General features: G+C 34.8%; 12 protein-coding genes. 5 read left to right on the top strand and 7 right to left on the bottom strand.

Features of this window, described 5'->3' with window-relative positions:
• Positions 1–16 precede the first annotated feature (16 nt).
• Positions 17–763: a DUF4197 domain-containing protein gene (locus ERX46_RS10560; RefSeq protein ID WP_130093834.1), complete on the bottom strand. Its 747-nt coding sequence runs from the start codon at positions 761–763 to the stop codon at positions 17–19.
• Between the two features lie 66 nt (positions 764–829).
• On the opposite strand from ERX46_RS10560, the gene ERX46_RS10565 reads away from it, so the two are divergent.
• Complete coding sequence (locus tag ERX46_RS10565) at positions 830–2,074, top strand: competence/damage-inducible protein A (RefSeq protein ID WP_130093835.1); 1,245 nt, start codon at positions 830–832, stop codon at positions 2,072–2,074.
• 463 nt (positions 2,075–2,537) lie between these two features.
• Here ERX46_RS10565 and ERX46_RS10570 read toward each other — a convergent pair whose 3' ends face one another.
• Together ERX46_RS10570 and ERX46_RS10575 are read right to left on the bottom strand one after the other, a co-directional pair.
• Positions 2,538–3,107, bottom strand: coding sequence for a SiaB family protein kinase (locus tag ERX46_RS10570; RefSeq protein ID WP_130093836.1), 570 nt, complete (start codon positions 3,105–3,107; stop codon positions 2,538–2,540).
• Positions 3,108–3,202: 95 nt separating this feature from the next.
• Positions 3,203–7,540 carry a T9SS type B sorting domain-containing protein gene (locus tag ERX46_RS10575; protein WP_130093837.1) on the bottom strand — a complete coding sequence of 1,446 codons (4,338 nt, stop codon included), beginning with the start codon at positions 7,538–7,540 and terminating at the stop codon, positions 3,203–3,205.
• 158 nt (positions 7,541–7,698) lie between these two features.
• Here ERX46_RS10575 and corA point away from each other — a divergent pair, with 158 nt between their 5' ends.
• Genes corA through ERX46_RS10595 form a run of 4 tightly spaced genes read left to right on the top strand, consistent with a single transcriptional unit; the run spans position 7,699 to position 11,129 of the window.
• Positions 7,699–8,781, top strand: a complete 1,083-nt coding sequence (gene corA, locus ERX46_RS10580; RefSeq protein WP_130093838.1) for a magnesium/cobalt transporter CorA — start codon at positions 7,699–7,701, stop codon at positions 8,779–8,781.
• Positions 8,772–9,233 carry an ATP-dependent zinc protease family protein gene (locus ERX46_RS10585; RefSeq protein WP_130093839.1) on the top strand — a complete coding sequence of 154 codons (462 nt, stop codon included), beginning with the start codon at positions 8,772–8,774 and terminating at the stop codon, positions 9,231–9,233. Before corA ends, ERX46_RS10585 begins: the two co-directional genes overlap by 10 nt.
• Before the next feature lie 4 nt (positions 9,234–9,237).
• Entirely contained in the window at positions 9,238–10,113 is an 876-nt protein-coding gene (gene rimK / locus ERX46_RS10590; protein ID WP_130093840.1) for a 30S ribosomal protein S6--L-glutamate ligase, read from the top strand.
• Positions 10,113–11,129, top strand: coding sequence for a succinylglutamate desuccinylase/aspartoacylase family protein (locus tag ERX46_RS10595; protein ID WP_130093841.1), 1,017 nt, complete (start codon positions 10,113–10,115; stop codon positions 11,127–11,129). The genes rimK and ERX46_RS10595 overlap by 1 nt, the downstream gene beginning before the upstream one ends.
• Here the strand turns inward: ERX46_RS10595 and ERX46_RS10600 are convergent.
• The 4 genes from ERX46_RS10600 to ERX46_RS10615 form a co-directional block, all read right to left on the bottom strand.
• The gene (locus ERX46_RS10600; protein ID WP_130093842.1) at positions 11,089–12,330 is read right to left on the bottom strand and encodes an O-antigen ligase family protein; all 1,242 of its coding nucleotides are present in this window, start codon (positions 12,328–12,330) and stop codon (positions 11,089–11,091) included. The genes ERX46_RS10595 and ERX46_RS10600 overlap by 41 nt on opposite strands.
• An 18-nt stretch (positions 12,331–12,348) precedes the next feature.
• Positions 12,349–13,149, bottom strand: a complete 801-nt coding sequence (locus tag ERX46_RS10605) for an energy transducer TonB (RefSeq protein WP_130093843.1) — start codon at positions 13,147–13,149, stop codon at positions 12,349–12,351.
• Positions 13,149–15,257, bottom strand: coding sequence for a WG repeat-containing protein (locus ERX46_RS10610; protein ID WP_130093844.1), 2,109 nt, complete (start codon positions 15,255–15,257; stop codon positions 13,149–13,151). The genes ERX46_RS10605 and ERX46_RS10610 overlap by 1 nt, the downstream gene beginning before the upstream one ends.
• Positions 15,258–15,491: 234 nt before the next feature.
• A complete protein-coding gene (locus tag ERX46_RS10615; RefSeq protein WP_130093845.1) occupies positions 15,492–16,850 on the bottom strand; it encodes an SLC13 family permease in 1,359 nt (452 codons plus the stop codon).
• Positions 16,851–16,889: the final 39 nt, after the last annotated feature.

Here is a 16,889-nt window from a genome sequence, read left to right on the forward strand (position 1 = left end):
TTATTTGATGTAATATTTAGTTCGATAATGAACCGAAAACGCGTTCCAATAATTCTGTAACACGAGCCGCAGGATCTTTACGAATTTTATTTTCTTCCTTCGCAACCATTGTGAATAAACCATCAATAGCGCGTTCTGTAACATAATTATTAAGATCAGTATCTACTTTTTCTCCACCAGTAAAAAACATGGCTTGATTATAACGTGTTGCAACTGGCTCCCAGTATTCTGTCAACTTTACTTTTTCAATTGAAGTCTGAACTTTTGGAGCAAAAACCACAATAAGTTCATTGGTTGTGTTCCTTCTCAAGAAATCTGTAGCAGCACCTTCACCTCCATTCAAAATAGCAAAACCATCTTGAACTGTCATATTTTTAATTGCTTGAATAAAAATTGGCGCAGCTTCTTTGGCAGCATCTTCTGCCGCTCTATTTAAAGTTGTAACGACCTTTTCAACTTGAGCATCCAATCCCCACTCCATTGCTTTTTCCTTCATTGCATTTGCGCTTTCTGGAAAAGGAAGTTTAATTTCATTGTTCTCTAAAAATCCATTTGTAATTGCTGTTACGTCAACTGCATTGCGAATCCCGACAGTTAATGCCTCTTTTAATCCAGCAATAACATCTTCATTTGAAAGCCTTTTTCGTCCTTCACCTTCATTTGAGGTTTCTAAAATAGTTTCAGCAGCACTATTTAATACATCACATGATGAAAATGTCAATAATAGAACACTTAAAGCAAATGATTTGATAACTTTATTCATTTCGATTGGTTTTTGTCAAACTTACGAATAATTTTACTTTTTTATTTCTAAAAACAAGCGAAGTTTATGAAAGCTGGGATTATAAGTATAGGGGACGAATTGCTAATTGGTCAAACAGTAAATACAAATGCTGCTTGGCTCGGTCAAGAACTTGGTAAATTTGGAATTTCTGTTTACAAAGCAACCACGATAAGGGATATCAAAGAGGACATTCTTCAGACAGTTGATGAATATATAAATGAAGCTGATTTCATAATTGTGACAGGTGGATTAGGTCCAACCAATGATGATATTACCAAAGAAACTTTAACTGAGTATTTTGGCACTACTTTAGAATTAAACAAGCAAGTGTTAGAACGTGTAAGGTTTTTCTTTGAACAAAGAGGGAAAGAAATGCTGGATTCTAATATTCAACAAGCGATGCTACCCAAAGATGCTTTAATTTTAGATAATCTTCATGGAACAGCTTCTGGAATGTGGTTCGAGAAATCCGGAAAAATTCTTGTATCACTGCCTGGAGTTCCTTACGAAATGGAAGCACTTATCAAGGAAGAAGTAATTCCACGAATTAAATCTTCATTTGGTATAAAAGGAAACTACCATCAAACTTTAATGCTTCAAGGAATCGGAGAGTCGTTTTTAGCTGAGATAATTGAGAATTGGGAAGAGCGCATTTATAAAGAGGGATTACACTTGGCTTACTTACCTTCATCTGGATTGATTAAATTGCGTTTAACTTCAGTAAAAGGCAACGAAGAAGCAGGTAAAATAAATGATTATTTCGATGAACTAAGGAAAGAACTTCCTCAATATGTTTATGGAATGAATGAAGAAACAATCTTTGAGTCTGTTGGAGAATTATTAAAATCTAAAAATGCTACTTTAGGAACTATTGAAAGTTGCACTGGAGGAGGAATAGCAAGTTCTTTTATATCTAAAAGCGGATCTTCAGCATTTTTTCAAGGCGGATTGATTACTTATTCAAATGCTTTAAAGCATAAGTTAGCCAATGTTTCATTAAAATCATTAGAGGAATTTGGAGCAGTTTCTGAAGAAGTAGCTAAAGAAATGGCATTGGGTGGTCAAAAAGTTTTGAATGTTGATTACACAATTGCAGTAACTGGAATTGCTGGTCCTGATGGAGGAACAGACGAAAAACCTGTGGGTACAGTTTGGATTGCTATTGCGACTCCTGATGGCGTTTTCACAGAACACTATTTATTTGGAGAACACCGAGGAAGAAACATTGAAAAAACTGGATTGTATGCTGCTAACTTTTTAAGAAAACTGATTTTGGGAATCAACAATTAAGGGTTTTCAATTACGAATTACGAATTAGTGGAATTACGAATTGAATAAACAAGGACGTTTTAGTTGTTCACATTTGGTGGAGGATTTAACCGCAAAAGCGCTGAAGTTTTCGCAAAGGGCGCAGAGGAAAGTCAATTACGAATTAGTGGAATTACGAATTGAAGAATCAAGGGCGTTTTAGTTGTTCACATTTGGTGGAGGATTTAACCGCAAAAGCGCTGAAGTTTTCGAAAAGGGCACAGAGGAAAGTCAATTACGAATTACGAATTAATGGAATTACGAATTGAAGAATCAAGGGCGTTTTAGTTGTTCACATTTGGTGGAGGATTTAACCGCAAAAGCGCTGAAGTTTTCGAAAAGGGCACAGAGGAAAGTCAATTACGAATTAGTGGAATTACGAATTGAAGAATTAAGAGCGATTAGGAATAGATGAGCCTAGTAACTAGGGAATATGAATTTAGATTTAAAGCAATTCGATACGCATTTCAAAGTAATAAGAATCTTCTTCGTATTCTAAGAATTGAAAATTAATTTTAGATTTTGATTTTAATGCTATTGTGGTAAACCCTAAACCAGCGCCTCCTTTATCAGTCATATCACCATTTCCTAAAACATCTAAATAATACCCTTTCATTTCAGAAAGCTCCATATTATTTAATTTGTTCAAATGTTTAGTAAGGATGCTTTTGCCTTGTTCATCAACGATATTCCCAAAAGAAACAGAAAACATTCCGTTTTTTTCAATTATCATGACATGTCCTAATTGTTTTTTAAGCAGATTAGCTTTTCCGTGTAAACGAACATTTTGAAGACCTTCAATCATAATCGAGAACATTCTTTTGATAATTATTCTCTTCACTTCTCGTTGATCCATAATATATTCAAGACCTTCAGACAAACTATTGACAAGTTCTTGAGAAAACTCGCCTAAATGAGACATAACCATGAGATTATTGCCATGATCTGTAAATTCATTGTGCAGTTCATTATAAATGCCTTTAGCATCTATTTGTATCTCATTCGATCTGTCCATATAATAGTTTCTTATGGTTTTAAATCAATTTATGTAGTTATAAACTAACAGTATCACATCAAATATAACGATTCAATCGTAATTTAAGTTGTCTTTCATCGTAATAAATTAACATTTCCTGCCAATTCGACAACTATCCCTTTATTATCAACACCTCTAAGCTTATATACATAAACTCCAGTTCCTGCAGGTTTTCCTCTAAAAGTTCCATTCCAACAGTCAGTTACCTCTGTGGTTTCATAAATAACCTCTCCCCATCTATTGAAAATCTGCAACCTCATCGATTGAAGACAGTTTCCTAAAACACAAAACTCATCATTCAATCCATCTCCATTTGGAGAGAAAACAGTAGGTACTTTAACATTTCCACAAGGATTTTCAACGGCTATAAAAATTGAATCACTTTCAATACAACCATCCAAGGAAATTGCGGTTACCACATACCAAGTTGAAACGCTTGGAGATGCTAACGGATCATCACAATTTACACAAGACAATCCATCTGCAGGACTCCAAAACAAATTTGAAGTTGGTGGTGTAACTGTCGCTTGAAGTTGCACAGAATCACCTTTATTAATGGATTGATCTGCTGTGAGAATCATAACATCTGGGATATCGAGTCCTGGAATTGTATATGGACCAACCGTAGAAGAACACCCATTTGCATCAATCACGATTAAAGTATAGGTTCCACCACTTACATTTGATAAATTAGGTGAATTCGTAACTGTACTTCCCCAATTGTAATTGTATGGTGCTGTACCTCCTGAAACAATTATCCCATTTATGCTTCCATTATTTCCAATACAGTCTTCTGGATTCACACTAACTCCGCTTACATCAACTATAAGTGCAGGAGTGTTGATAATTGTGAAAGGTCCAGCAGAAACCGTACATCCGAAAGCATCTGAAATCAATAAATTATAAGTTCCGCCACTTAGGTTATTTGCATCTAAAGCATTTCCACCAGATGGTGACCAAGCATAAGTTAAACCGTTTCCAGTCGCTGTAATACCAGTTATACTCGCATTTCCTAAACTACAAGTTTCATCTTCAACAATAACATTAGCAGCATCTACTGTTGGACCTGGAATTTGATTCACAATATGTGGTCCTGAAGTTTCAGAACAACCCAACCCGTCAGTAACTGTTAATGTAAATGTCCCATTATTTATGTTTAAAAGATCAACAGCATTTCCACCCGTTGACCAACTGTATGTCAATGTTCCTGTACCACCAGACACGTTTATCCCTGTGATGCTTCCGTCATTTCCATTACAAGATGCGTCTTGAATAACCATATTCGTTTCATCAATCACAATTGGTATTGCAGCTGCAATATTAAAAGGACCCGCAGTGGCTGTACATCCATTATTATCAGTTATTGTCAGCGTATAATTCCCTGCTGTAGCGTTATTCAAATCCTGAGAAGTCGTTGCTGTTCCATTCCAATCGAAAGTAAATGGTGTTGCTCCTCCAGTAAAAGTTATTCCTGTTATAGACCCATCATTTCCAGCACAATTTTCATTCACAATTGCTATATTACTAATATCTACAATTGGTGCGGCTGAATTCGTAATGGTATAAGGCCCTGCAGAAGCTGAACATCCCGCACCATCAGTAATTGTTAAAGTATATATTCCATTTGACAAATTACTCGCATCAATTGCTGTTCCACCAGAAGGAGACCAAACATAAGTTAATCCACTTCCTGTTGTTGTAATTCCAGTGATACTTCCATTTCCTAATCCGCATGTTTCGTTTGTGATTAAAATATTAGCATCATCAGAAGTTGGCCCTCCGATTTGATTAATGGTATGCGGTCCAGAAGTAGCTGAGCATCCCGAAGCATCTGACACTGTTAAGGTGTAATTCCCACTTGAAACTGAATTCAAATCAAGTGTGGTTGCTGAAGATGGAGACCAACTATAAGTTAGCGTTCCTGTTCCTCCAGTGACAGTAATTCCTGTTATTGATCCATCAGTTCCATTACAAGATTCGCTAATGATTGAAATATTTGTTTCGTCTATAGAAATAGAATTATTCGCAGTGATGGAATATGGTCCAACTGTTGCCGCACAGCCATTATTATCCGTAACTATTAAAGTGTAATTCCCAGAAATTGCTCCTGTAAGATCTGTATTCGTTGATGCATTTCCATTCCATTGGAAAGTGTAAGGAGTAGCGCCACCAGTAAATGTAATTCCTGTTATACTCCCATCATTTCCGATACAACTTTCATTGGTGATTGCCATGTTTGAAACATCGATTATTGGTCCAGGAGATGAAACAATTGTAAAAGGACCCGCTGTTTCAGAACAACCTGCTATATCTGTTACTGTTAAAGTGTATGTTCCACCAATTGCATTATTTAAATCTTCTGAAATTGAACTATTTCCATTCCAATCGAACGTTAATGGACCAATTCCACCAGAAGCTGTTAACCCTGTGATTGAGCCATCGTTTCCAGCACAAGTTTCATCAGAAATAGTTGGTGGAGTTCCAACAATTATAATTTGAGGCGATACAACAACAGTTACAGGTGTTCTGAAAGTTCCAGGACAAGTTCCAACGTAATAAGTTGTTGTGGTTGTTAAAGCGGGAGTAGTATATGTAGTTCCAAAAGTTACTATACTTCCGCCAACTGCTGCATCATACCAAGTTAATGAAGGTGACGTACCAAAATTCCCTGTGATATTTGCTACTAAGGTAGTTGTTTGACCTTCACATATTGTGTCATCAACTAAGACGATATCAAAAACAGTTGTTGACTGAGAAGCCATTCCAGCTGCTCCACCGGTGGCTCCATTTACAGGAAAGTTAGCTACATAAGTTGAATTTGTAACACCTGCTATTCCACCCGTTACATTTTCGTTTGGTGTTCCAAGTGAATAAGAGATTAATCCTCCTGCACCTCCTCCACCTGGTCCATCAGCTTGGTTAGAAGTATTTAAACCACCTCTTTTTAAGATCTGATCTCCTCCATTTCCTCCTTTTGCTTCTAGATTAAAAGTTGTGGGAATTGAATTAATGTTTTTGATAAATATAGCTCCACCACCACCTGCACCGCCAGCTCCGTCATCTCCAGTTTTAGAAGTTGAGAAAGTTCCAGGTTGATTACCTTCCGCACTTTCCCCATTTCCACCATTGGCAGTAATCTTGCCGTCACCAGTAATATTTCCATATAAATTTAAGAATACAGCACCTCCTCCAGCACCACCAATTCCAGCGAAGTTATCGTTTCCGTGTCCGGCACCTCCACCTCCACCTAAGAATATACGATCTGATGTATAGTTTAAAGCGTGTCCTCCAACTCCTCCAGAAATTCTTCTATAATCACTTCCCCAAGCTGCATTATGCGGGCCAACTGTTAATGGGTTATTGTTAATTTCACAATGAGAATAACCTCCACGGCCTCCACCTGAAGATGGATTTGCTACCATTGTTGGGTCTTCTAAATTCCATGCTGAATTATAAGCATTTGCTGGACCTTGATCAACAACTCCATAACCATAAAAATTTCCTACACCTACATTAGAACCACCGCCACCGCCAGCATTGTGGTAACCTCCACCACCTCCGCCATTAGCAAGTGAACCATAACCATACCTTGTGTGAAGAACGTCGTATTCAATTGAACCTCCTGTTATACCTTCACCTTTTTCTGAGCCTTCGGAAGCACTTTGCGATCCTAAATATCCTCTGTCGTTAATATTTGAAATGCTTCCTGCACTTCCAGCCGCCGCACCGTTATTTACAGGTAATCCTCCTCTAAAACCAGTTGAATCGGCAGAAATCTCACCAGTTCCAGTTATGTTTAAAGTTCCGTTTACTTCAATTGCAATTACTCCTCCAATTGATCCATTCCAACTTGGCGTCGTTATACTTGTACTGTTAGGAATAGCTAAATTGTTAAATCTAGGAATACGAATTACTTGTGTTTTATTATTTTCAATTCCAGCGACAAAATCTTTTGTTAGAGGACAAGTTAAAGTAATGTTTTGTGTTCCACTCACAGAAAGAACTTCCACAAATTCAAAGATCCCCACATTTTTATAATTTATCATTTCACCGAACTCAATGTAGTTGTTCACACCATTATTAACTCCTGGGTCGAACCAAGAAAATTGTACTACAACATCTCCCCAGCCTGCAGTTGTTGGGTAATCACTAGCATCTGCTTTCCCACCTTGTACTTGATAAATCAGCAATAAATCTCCAGCTTCCAAAGCACCAGAGAAATTAGCACCTGTCAAGCTGTTATTGGCAACAGAAATTGAATTATTTGATGCATTAACACTTGCAGAAAGTGTAGTATAGGTATTTACTATTTCATTAAGACCAGCAACAGTATAGTCACCATTTTTCTCACGTTGTGAAAAAACTAAAGTGGTAATTAATAGAGAAAATAAGGTTATAAGTAGTTTGTGCATTTTTGGAAAATTATCAATTAGTTTCTATTAAACGTATAAAAGTATTGAATAGTTGACCAAATTAACTAAAGATTTAAACAAAAGTGAACTAGAACAATCAAAAAACTTAGAATATTTTCTATTTTAGGTGGAAATAATAAACTTATCTTGAGGTATAGATGAAGCAAAAGAGCAAGAAAAGAAGAAGAAGTAAAAGCAGTCAGTTGAAAAAAACAGGCATGGCCCCGGGACAATTTTTATTTACTGGAGAGCAAAAAGTTGAAAATACTTCTTTACAATTAATGACCTACGACAAAAGTGAAATTGAAGAACTTTCGATTGATACTATTCAGGAAGCATTAACCAAGATTGGCAACACGAATAAAATGTCATGGCTAAATGTTATTGGTCTGCATGAAACTGATATCATTAAAAGTATTGTTGAACATTTCGACCTTCATAAATTGTCTGGAGAAGACATTTTAAGTGTTGGTCAACGCCCAAAACTAGATGAATACGAACATTACATTCATATTGTAGCTAAAATGTTTCGTATTGAAGACGGTAACATTGAAGATGAGCAAATCACAATACTATTTGCAGAGGGTTTACTGATCACCTTTCAAGAAAAGGAAGGCGATGTTTTCAATACAGTTCGTGAACGATTAATTGAAGATAAAGGTCAAATTAGACAGCGCCATACAGATTATTTGGCTTATGCGCTTTTAGATTCTATTGTTGACCATTATTTTATTGCCATTGAACATTTTGGAAATGTGATTGAGGAATTGGAAGTGGAATTACTTGAAAATCCATCAGATAAAATTTTGCCAAACCTTCATGAAGTAAGAAGAGAAGCTTCTTATATTAGAAGGTCGGTTTTTCCTATGAGAGAAACTGTTAATCGTTTTGAAAAATTGGAGGTTCCTTATATGCATAAGGAAACAAAATTATTTATTAGAGACTTATATGATCATACAGTTCAAGTTATTGAAACAGTCACGGTTTTGAAAGATGCAGTGAGTGGATTATTGGATTTATACATGAGTAGCGTGTCGAATCGTATGAATAATGTAATGAAAGTTTTGACCATTGTTTCAACAATATTTATCCCACTCACCTTTATTGCAGGAGTTTATGGAATGAATTTTACAAATATGCCCGAATTAGAGTATAAATATGGTTATCTTATAACTATGATTGCGATGGCTATATTAACTTTGCTGATGATATTTTACTTTAAACGCAAGAAATGGCTTTAAGAAAGAAGGATAAACCCATAAAAAAACCAAAGCCTATTATCGGAAAAGTCGATGTAGCAGATATGCCAATGTTTAATTTAAAGAAGGTAAACGTAAAGATTGATTCTGGCGCATACACTTCAACTATTCATTGTTCTGTTATTGAAAAAACAGATAAGGGATTACACGTTGTATTTCTTGATGAAAACGAAAGCGGATATACTGGAGAATCATTTTATTTTCAAGAATACGAAAAAAAGAAAGTACGCAGTTCAAGCGGTCAAATGCAGCTGCGATACATCATACAGGGAAATATAGTTTTGTTTGGAAAAAAACATTCTACAGAATTTACACTTTCTAATAGAGAGTTAATGAGATATCCTGTACTTTTAGGGCGTAAATTATTATCTAATCGTTTTATGATAGATACTACTTTATCAAACGAATCATACAAATATATAAAACAAGAATAATTTAATGAAAATTGGAATTTTAAGCCGAAACGCTAATTTATACTCAACTAGAAGACTTGTTGAATCATGTTTAAAGCACGGACATCAAGTGGAAGTGATTGATCATTTAAAATGTAATATTATAATCGAAGAAGAACTTCCTAGAGTATATTATAATGGACATTATCTAGAAGGTTTTGATGCAATTATTCCGAGAATCGGAGCATCAGTTACTTTTTACGGAACAGCTGTTGTGAGACAGTTTGAAATGATGGGTGTTTTTACAACCGTTAAATCACGTGGATTAGCAGATTCAAGAGATAAGTTGCGTTCATTACAATTACTTACAAAATCTGGAATTGGATTACCTAAAACAGTTTTTACTAACTATTCAAAAAACGTTGAAAGCGTTATTGAAACAGTTGGTGGAGTTCCTGTTGTAATCAAATTGCTGGAAGGAACACAAGGATTAGGTGTTGTTTTGGCAGACACTAAAAAAGCAGCAACATCTGTACTTGAGGCATTTAACGGTCTTAAAGCACGTGTAATTGTTCAAGAATTCATCAAAGAATCAGGAGGAGCAGATTTAAGAGCTTTTGTTGTTGATGGAAAAGTTGTTGGTGCAATGAAACGTCAAGGTAAACAAGGAGAATTTAGATCAAATCTTCACAGAGGTGGTTCTTCACATATTATTGAATTATCTCCAGCTGAAGAAAAGGCAGCAATTAGTTCTGCTAAAGCTTTAAACTTAGGTATTGCTGGTGTTGATATGTTACAATCTAGCCGTGGACCGTTGGTATTAGAAGTAAACTCTTCTCCTGGGTTAGAAGGAATTGAAAATGCTACACGTTTAGATATAGCAGATGAAATTATAAAGTTCATTGAACGAAGCGCAAAATAATGAACGAAAAACGCAAGACACTTAAGCGTGAACCATTTGAGCTATTAGGACATACAATAGCTGCAGGGAAAACTGTACGTTTGACTTTAGAAGTAGCCAAATTACATACGAATACACCAATTCAAATTCCTGTAATTGTTAGTCACGCTAATAAGACTGGCCCAACCTTGCTTTTACTAGCAGGGTTGCACGGAGATGAGATTAATGGAATAGAATCTGTTCGTCAAATCATCAAGAAAGGATGGCACAAACCTAATTATGGAACAGTAATATGTATTCCTGTTTTTAATATTTTTGGTTTTTTAAACTTGTCTAGAGAATTTCCGGATGGAAGAGATCTGAACCGTGTGTTTCCTGGAACAAAGAATGGTTCATTAGCGAGTCAGTTTGCTTATATTTTCATGAAAGAAATCGCACCTTTAACAGATGTGACAATTGATTTTCATACAGGTGCTTCTCAAAGAAATAACTACGCTCAAACAAGATGCGATTTTAGAGATAAAGAATCTAGAGAATTATGTGAAGTTTTTGCTGCTCCGTTTACAATTGACTCAGCTGTTATTGCCAAATCAATTCGAAATTCTGTTACCAAATTAGGTAAAAGGTATATTTTATTTGAAGGAGGAAAAGCGAATAGAATTGACAATTTTGCTGTTCAAACGGCCATTGACGGAACTTTACGCGTAATGCAACACCTTGGAATGAGATATTTCGATGTTGAGCCTCCTAAAGAAGAACGCCATATTATCAAGAGAACAAAATGGATTAGAGCAAGTAGTTCTGGTGTTTTGAATCTAAGAGTTAATAATGGTCAGTATGTTGAGAAAGGAAGCATTTTGGCTATTATTTCAGATCCTTATGGGAAATTTGAGCGTTCAGTAAAATCTCCAACCAATGGATTTATTTTCAATGTAAACGAGATGCCTTTAGTAAATAAAGGAGATGCTATTTTCAATATTGGAAAAAGAGATGCTGCTAAGCTGACTGTTTTGGCTGAAAAGAAGTTAGAAAACTAATAAAAAAGGCATAAGGAATAATTCCAGCTTGCGTTTCCATCATGGACTCAGGCAGTAAGGCGATAAAGAGAATAGTAATTATTCCTAGTCTCCAACTGCGTAATTCGTCTGGTTTTAATTTGAGGTAATTCATTGCCAAGGAGAGCAAAAGAAACAAGCTCCCAAATACCCCAATAGCAATATGGGAATTAAAAAATTGATTATGGCTATTCAGCTTTTGTTCTGCAACTCCTGAATAGCCATTTTCAAAATTCATCTTAATTAATTCATCTTTGATATCGCCTGTTCCCACACCAAACCAAAAGTTTTCTTTAATCAAATCTATAGAAGAATCCCAAACCATTACTCTTGCTTCTGTGCTTTCTGGTACTTCCATATTGTAATTTTCTATGGGTTGGGAAACCGCTATAATAGCGGAGTCTAGTCTTTTGGCGATACTTGGTGTTAAAATTACAACTGCTGCTATTCCAACCACTAAAACAACTGAAGTAATGGGTAAAATCCATTTGTTTTTGAAGCGTTTAAATAGAGATATTGCTGCCCAAATGGTTACAAAAAACAAAATTATAAATCCTACTTTTGATCCTGAAATCTCAATAAATACAGCCATAACAATAGCGCCCAGTAAATTCATCCAAAATGACATTTTACTTTGTGCTGTAATCATCTGTTTCAGTAAGAAAAAATAAGCCACAACCATATAAACAGCCCAATATCCTCTGTGCATTAAGTGAGATAACCGTTCACCAGAAATGTAATAGAAATGTGGACTTTTGAGGTAAACACCAAGCGACATGAAGAAATTAGCAACGATTGATACAAAAGCTCCAAAAATAAAGACTTTGACGAATAGATTCCAATTTACTTTTAGCTTATAAAGTATAAAAAACACAGGAAGGATTCCCAAGGTAGCTTTCATTCCTAGGTCCATATTGGCGAACCTCATGTTTTCGGTATTGATCAAACCAACAACATGCATTAGATAAAAGAGCAAGAGCCAAATTCCAGGATTTCTCCAAGAAAGTTGAGATTTTAAATGTGTTTTATTGATTTTTGGACTGCGTATCAATTGTTCAACAATAATTATCGCGACAGCAATACCCAACATTCTAGGATTAAGTGGAATAAAGAACGCCATGATATAAATCCCAATTGGACCTTCGGTAAATAACTTTCTTATTTCGTTTATAATTCTACTCATTTCTTGAAATATACACAATTACTCTCTATAGACAAATCTATATGTTATTGTACCCTCTTGTTTCTTTGGCGCTTCGCCAGAATAATTGAATCTAGATTTCAATGCATATTCTTTAGCTCTTTGCAGCATACATGAACTTGCATTTTGACTTTGTTCTTCAATAATCGTTGCAGAAGTCACTACTCCACCCAGATCAACTGAGATAGCGACAGTGACAATTCCATTAACGTTTCCACAAGTATAACCAGGGTTTCGAACATACCAATCATTGTGATTTAAAGGATGCCTGTTCATTAAAGAAAATGAAACCATTGTTTTTCCACTTATGGCTTCACTACTTGAAGGATTAGTTTGAGGATTATTTTTGTCAGGATTGTTTTTACTATTGTCCTGTTTTACGTCTGTCGCTTCGGTTGATTTTTTTCCATTTCTCTCTTCCCTCTTGCGTTGAATTTCGTCTTTTAGACTTTGTTCAAAATCATTTTCCAATTGCTCAGCACTCTGCTTTTGATAGGAAGATGTGTAATTTACATTGTCTTTATTGGTCTGAATGCGTTTTTCATTTTCATTTTTCACAAAAGAAGTCACCTCCTCTTGCGGGTTTAGAAGCGCACGTTCTTCAGGTGTTTCAATCTGATCTGGCGTAATTTCTATATCATCTTGCACCTCATCCTGAGCACTTGTAAATTCCCATGGTTGAAATAAAACAGCTTCTTTATATGTCGCAATTTGAAAGTACACAAAAATACCAATATGGACTACCACCGTAATCAATATCCCATATTTGTGTCGTTCTATAAAGTGCAATATCTTATCCATTACTCTTTTAAACTAATTAGTCGAACCTTAGCGGTATCGTAATAAGTGATTTTTTGATCTTTGATAAGTTGATAAAAGTTGGGTGATATTTCCAAAATCCTATCATATTCTGGAGCAATTAAAGTATCATTTGTAATTGAAATTAAACCATATAAATTTTCAATTTTCACCAATAAAACGGTATTTGAAAGTCTTTTAATAGATTCATATTGAATTGGGATTATCACTTCATTTTTCAAACTAATCAATCCCACCATATTGTTTTTCTCAACAATTGCAGTTCCATTTTCAAATCCAAATGCGTAGTCATATTGGTATTCAATTTTTAATCGAACATCTTTACTCGAATAGCCCCAACCTTGACCTTTTGTCACTGGAATAAGTTCTCCATAAGTTCCAATTCCATTAAAAATTGCTGGAAGAACCGATTTACCAAGACTGTCTATCATTGCATATTTATTCAATCTTTGTAAAATAACATGATCGTTTTTGAATTGAGAAAATTGCATATAGTTTGGATAAGGATTATGTTCCATCGGAATTACTATTTTTCCTTTTCCATCTATGAAGCCAAATAAATCATCCTTTTCTATAATTGCTCGGTTACTCACAAGTGTTCCTATTTGATCAAATCCAGTTTGAAATAGATAAGCGCCATTAGCAAACATTAAATTCATACTGTCGCGCAATTCATGAACGAAAATTGAATCTTTAAAGTGACTTAAACTCCCTTCCGTTACAGATACAACAAAAGCGCCATCTAATCCTATATAACCTTTCTCTTCTCCTTTTCTCACTTTAGCAATTCCATTTTGGAAAGTAAACGCTTCATCAAAAATAGTTGAAAAAGCCAATGATCCATCCAAGGTATAATATTGATAACCGATTTCATTTTGAACATAAGCAATACCTTCTGAGAATTCACCGATATCTAAATATTCAGGTTGAAAAATATAAGCTCCTGAAACGTCAATTAATCCATACATATCTTTTTCAACAATAATTGCTCGACCTTGGTCAAAGTCCATTGCTTCCTCATATTTAGAATCGATTAATTGGTTTCCATCCTTGTTAATATAGCCATAAACTCCATCTTTTATTACGACCGCTAATCCGTTATTAAATTGTCCTGCATATTCATAAATAGGATTGATAACAAGCGCTCCATTTTCATCCATGAACCCATACTTTCCGTTCTCACTAAAATGAAATAACTGTTTACCCACTAATTTTAAATCTTGAGTAATCAAATATTGGAAAGGAAAATCGGGATAGTCACTTGCAAATTTTTGAATTGTTTCTTTTCTGTAATCGGCAATTGATAATCGATATAAACTTGTCCAAGCATCATCTAAAAATGGATTATCAGGAAAACGACGAATGAAACTTCTGAAATCTGGAATTGCACCATTTTTAGTTTCTATAGAATAAACTTGATAATGCGCATCTCTTACTAATGGATTTTCAGGATATTCGTTGATAAAGTAGAGGAAACTTTTCGTATCACCTTCTCTTACACTCTCATCATATTGAGCAAGGTATAAAAGAGAGCGGGTTTTGTGTCTCCATGCACTATTTTCATATTTCTTTAAATATTCTTCATAAGCCGCACTGGTTTTAACGCTTTGTGCTTCTAAGAATGCAAGAGAATCTCTTCTTTTTTCAGCAACTTCTTTAAAATGTGACCAAGGATGTTTTGCTATAAAAAATTGATAAGAAACTACAGAATTATCTATAGTGGCATTTTGAAAACCTAAATCACTAATTTCTTTCCTTTGAGATTTTGCCTTTTCTAAAGTATAATCATACTTTTTTCTCCACTTTTTCTGTTTTTTCTCCTTTGATTCTTTAAAAGATTCAACAGAAAGCAAACTGTAATGATATGCAGAATCAAGATTATGAAATGGATTGTCGTTTCTAAAGTAAATTTTACTCAATCCATAAGAAGCAGGTGATTCTTGCTTCTTTAAAGACTTTTCCAAATATTTTTTTGCTTCAAAATAATTGTAAGCGTCAAGCGCTTCAAATCCCTTACTTAATTTACAAGACCCCATTACCAATAGGATTAAGCTTGTAATTATTATTGAAATATATTTCGTTCGATTCATTCGGGTTTATTGTTAAGCAAAGATAAAAATTACGCGTCAACCAAAAACATTATTATTACAAAGGATGTACCTTTTATGAATTGTTACCAAGCTCATTATATACAACACCAATTTATATCTTGGTATAAAAGCCCAATATCGGTTATTTTAATCTTAATTCTAAATTCCGGACCTACTTATATAGATGAAACCTATATTTTACATGAACTAAACTGCTCGCTTATTATTATTATTTTAAATAAAAAAGAGGACATAAATCACACCTGTTACCACAACTGAAGCGATTAAGTTTAATAAAAAACCATACCTCACCATATCTTTTATTTGAATCAAATTGGAAGAATAAATAATTGCATTTGGAGGCGTAGCAACGGGTAACATAAAAGCACAACTAGCACTTAATGCTACTCCAGCAGAAATTCCTAGCAATGGTAAATCTAATTCAATAGCAAATTTTCCGATCAAAGGAATTAACAAACTCACCAAAGCCAAATTTGACATTAATTCTGTTGCAAAAAGTGCGACAGTGAAAATTACCAGCAATAATATAATCACAGGAAAATTAGCAAGTGGTTTCATAACGTCTACCAAGAAGGAAACAATATTCGCTTCTGCTAAAATTGCTGCTAAAGCCATTCCACCTCCAAAAAGGAAGAGGATTCCCCAAGGTAATTTATCAAGATCATCCCATAACAACAATGGTCTTTTCTCGGTTGAAGGAAAAATAAATAAAAGAATGGCACCCGATAAAGCAATGACAGTATCATTGATTACAATTGGCATATAATCGTTCAAAAAGGTTCTACTCATCCATAAAGCAACCACCGTTAAAAACAAATACAAAACCCTTTTTTGATTGGGATCTAATTTTTGAGGCTCAATTTTATCCATCTTAAAACTTGCATTTTTTATGAAATAAAATTTCACTGTAATGTAGGTCAGCACCATCATAATTATCATAAAAGGCGTTCCAATCATAAACCATTCAAAAAAGCTAATCGATAAGTTGAATTCTTGTTCTAATATTCCCGCCATTTGAATATTTGGAGGTGTTCCAATTAAAGTGGCCGTTCCACCAATATTTGCAGAAAAAGCGATACTTAGTAAAAGTCCAACTGAAAATAAGCGTTTTTCTTTGAAACTTGGAATGGCTTGAATAACCGACATGGCAATTGGAAGCATCATTAATGTAGTAGCTGTATTGCTGATCCACATACTTAGAAGCGCTGTAGAGAACATAAATCCTCCCAGAATTCTTTTAGGAGTTCTTCCAAATAGGCGTAAAATTGAAAATGCAATTTGCTCATGTAATTTCCACTTCTCTATTCCTAAAGCCAAAATAAATCCTCCCAGAAATAGAAAAATCATTTGATTACCATACGATTGCGCTAAAACATCATTGGGAATTAATTCAAAAGGAACACCTACTGCTATTGGCAATAATGCAGTCACATAAAGCGGAACAGGTTGAACTATCCACCAATAAACCATCCACAAAGCCAAGCCTAAAGCGGAGGTATCGAATGCTGAAACTTCGAACAAACGTACACCTATAAACAAGGCAATTCCAATAATAAAATGTATGTATTTCACAAAATAATTTTTGTTATAATCTCCCGACTTATCCACTTC

Source organism: Brumimicrobium glaciale, assembly GCF_004152935.1.
In the GTDB taxonomy this organism is placed as follows: domain Bacteria; phylum Bacteroidota; class Bacteroidia; order Flavobacteriales_D; family Crocinitomicaceae; genus Brumimicrobium; species Brumimicrobium glaciale.

What these genes read in the sequence shown, in the direction of transcription:
- ERX46_RS10610 (WP_130093844.1), bottom strand. Translation starts at nt 15,257, where the DNA reads ATGAATCGAACGAAATATATTTCAATAATAATTACAAGCTTAATCCTA.
- ERX46_RS10585 (WP_130093839.1), top strand. Translation starts at nt 8,772, where the DNA reads ATGGCTTTAAGAAAGAAGGATAAACCCATAAAAAAACCAAAGCCTATT.
- ERX46_RS10565 (WP_130093835.1), top strand. Translation starts at nt 830, where the DNA reads ATGAAAGCTGGGATTATAAGTATAGGGGACGAATTGCTAATTGGTCAA.
- ERX46_RS10605 (WP_130093843.1), bottom strand. Translation starts at nt 13,149, where the DNA reads ATGGATAAGATATTGCACTTTATAGAACGACACAAATATGGGATATTG.
- ERX46_RS10560 (WP_130093834.1), bottom strand. Translation starts at nt 763, where the DNA reads ATGAATAAAGTTATCAAATCATTTGCTTTAAGTGTTCTATTATTGACA.
- corA (WP_130093838.1), top strand. Translation starts at nt 7,699, where the DNA reads ATGAAGCAAAAGAGCAAGAAAAGAAGAAGAAGTAAAAGCAGTCAGTTG.
- ERX46_RS10600 (WP_130093842.1), bottom strand. Translation starts at nt 12,330, where the DNA reads ATGAGTAGAATTATAAACGAAATAAGAAAGTTATTTACCGAAGGTCCA.
- ERX46_RS10575 (WP_130093837.1), bottom strand. Translation starts at nt 7,540, where the DNA reads ATGCACAAACTACTTATAACCTTATTTTCTCTATTAATTACCACTTTA.
- ERX46_RS10595 (WP_130093841.1), top strand. Translation starts at nt 10,113, where the DNA reads ATGAACGAAAAACGCAAGACACTTAAGCGTGAACCATTTGAGCTATTA.
- rimK (WP_130093840.1), top strand. Translation starts at nt 9,238, where the DNA reads ATGAAAATTGGAATTTTAAGCCGAAACGCTAATTTATACTCAACTAGA.
- ERX46_RS10570 (WP_130093836.1), bottom strand. Translation starts at nt 3,107, where the DNA reads ATGGACAGATCGAATGAGATACAAATAGATGCTAAAGGCATTTATAAT.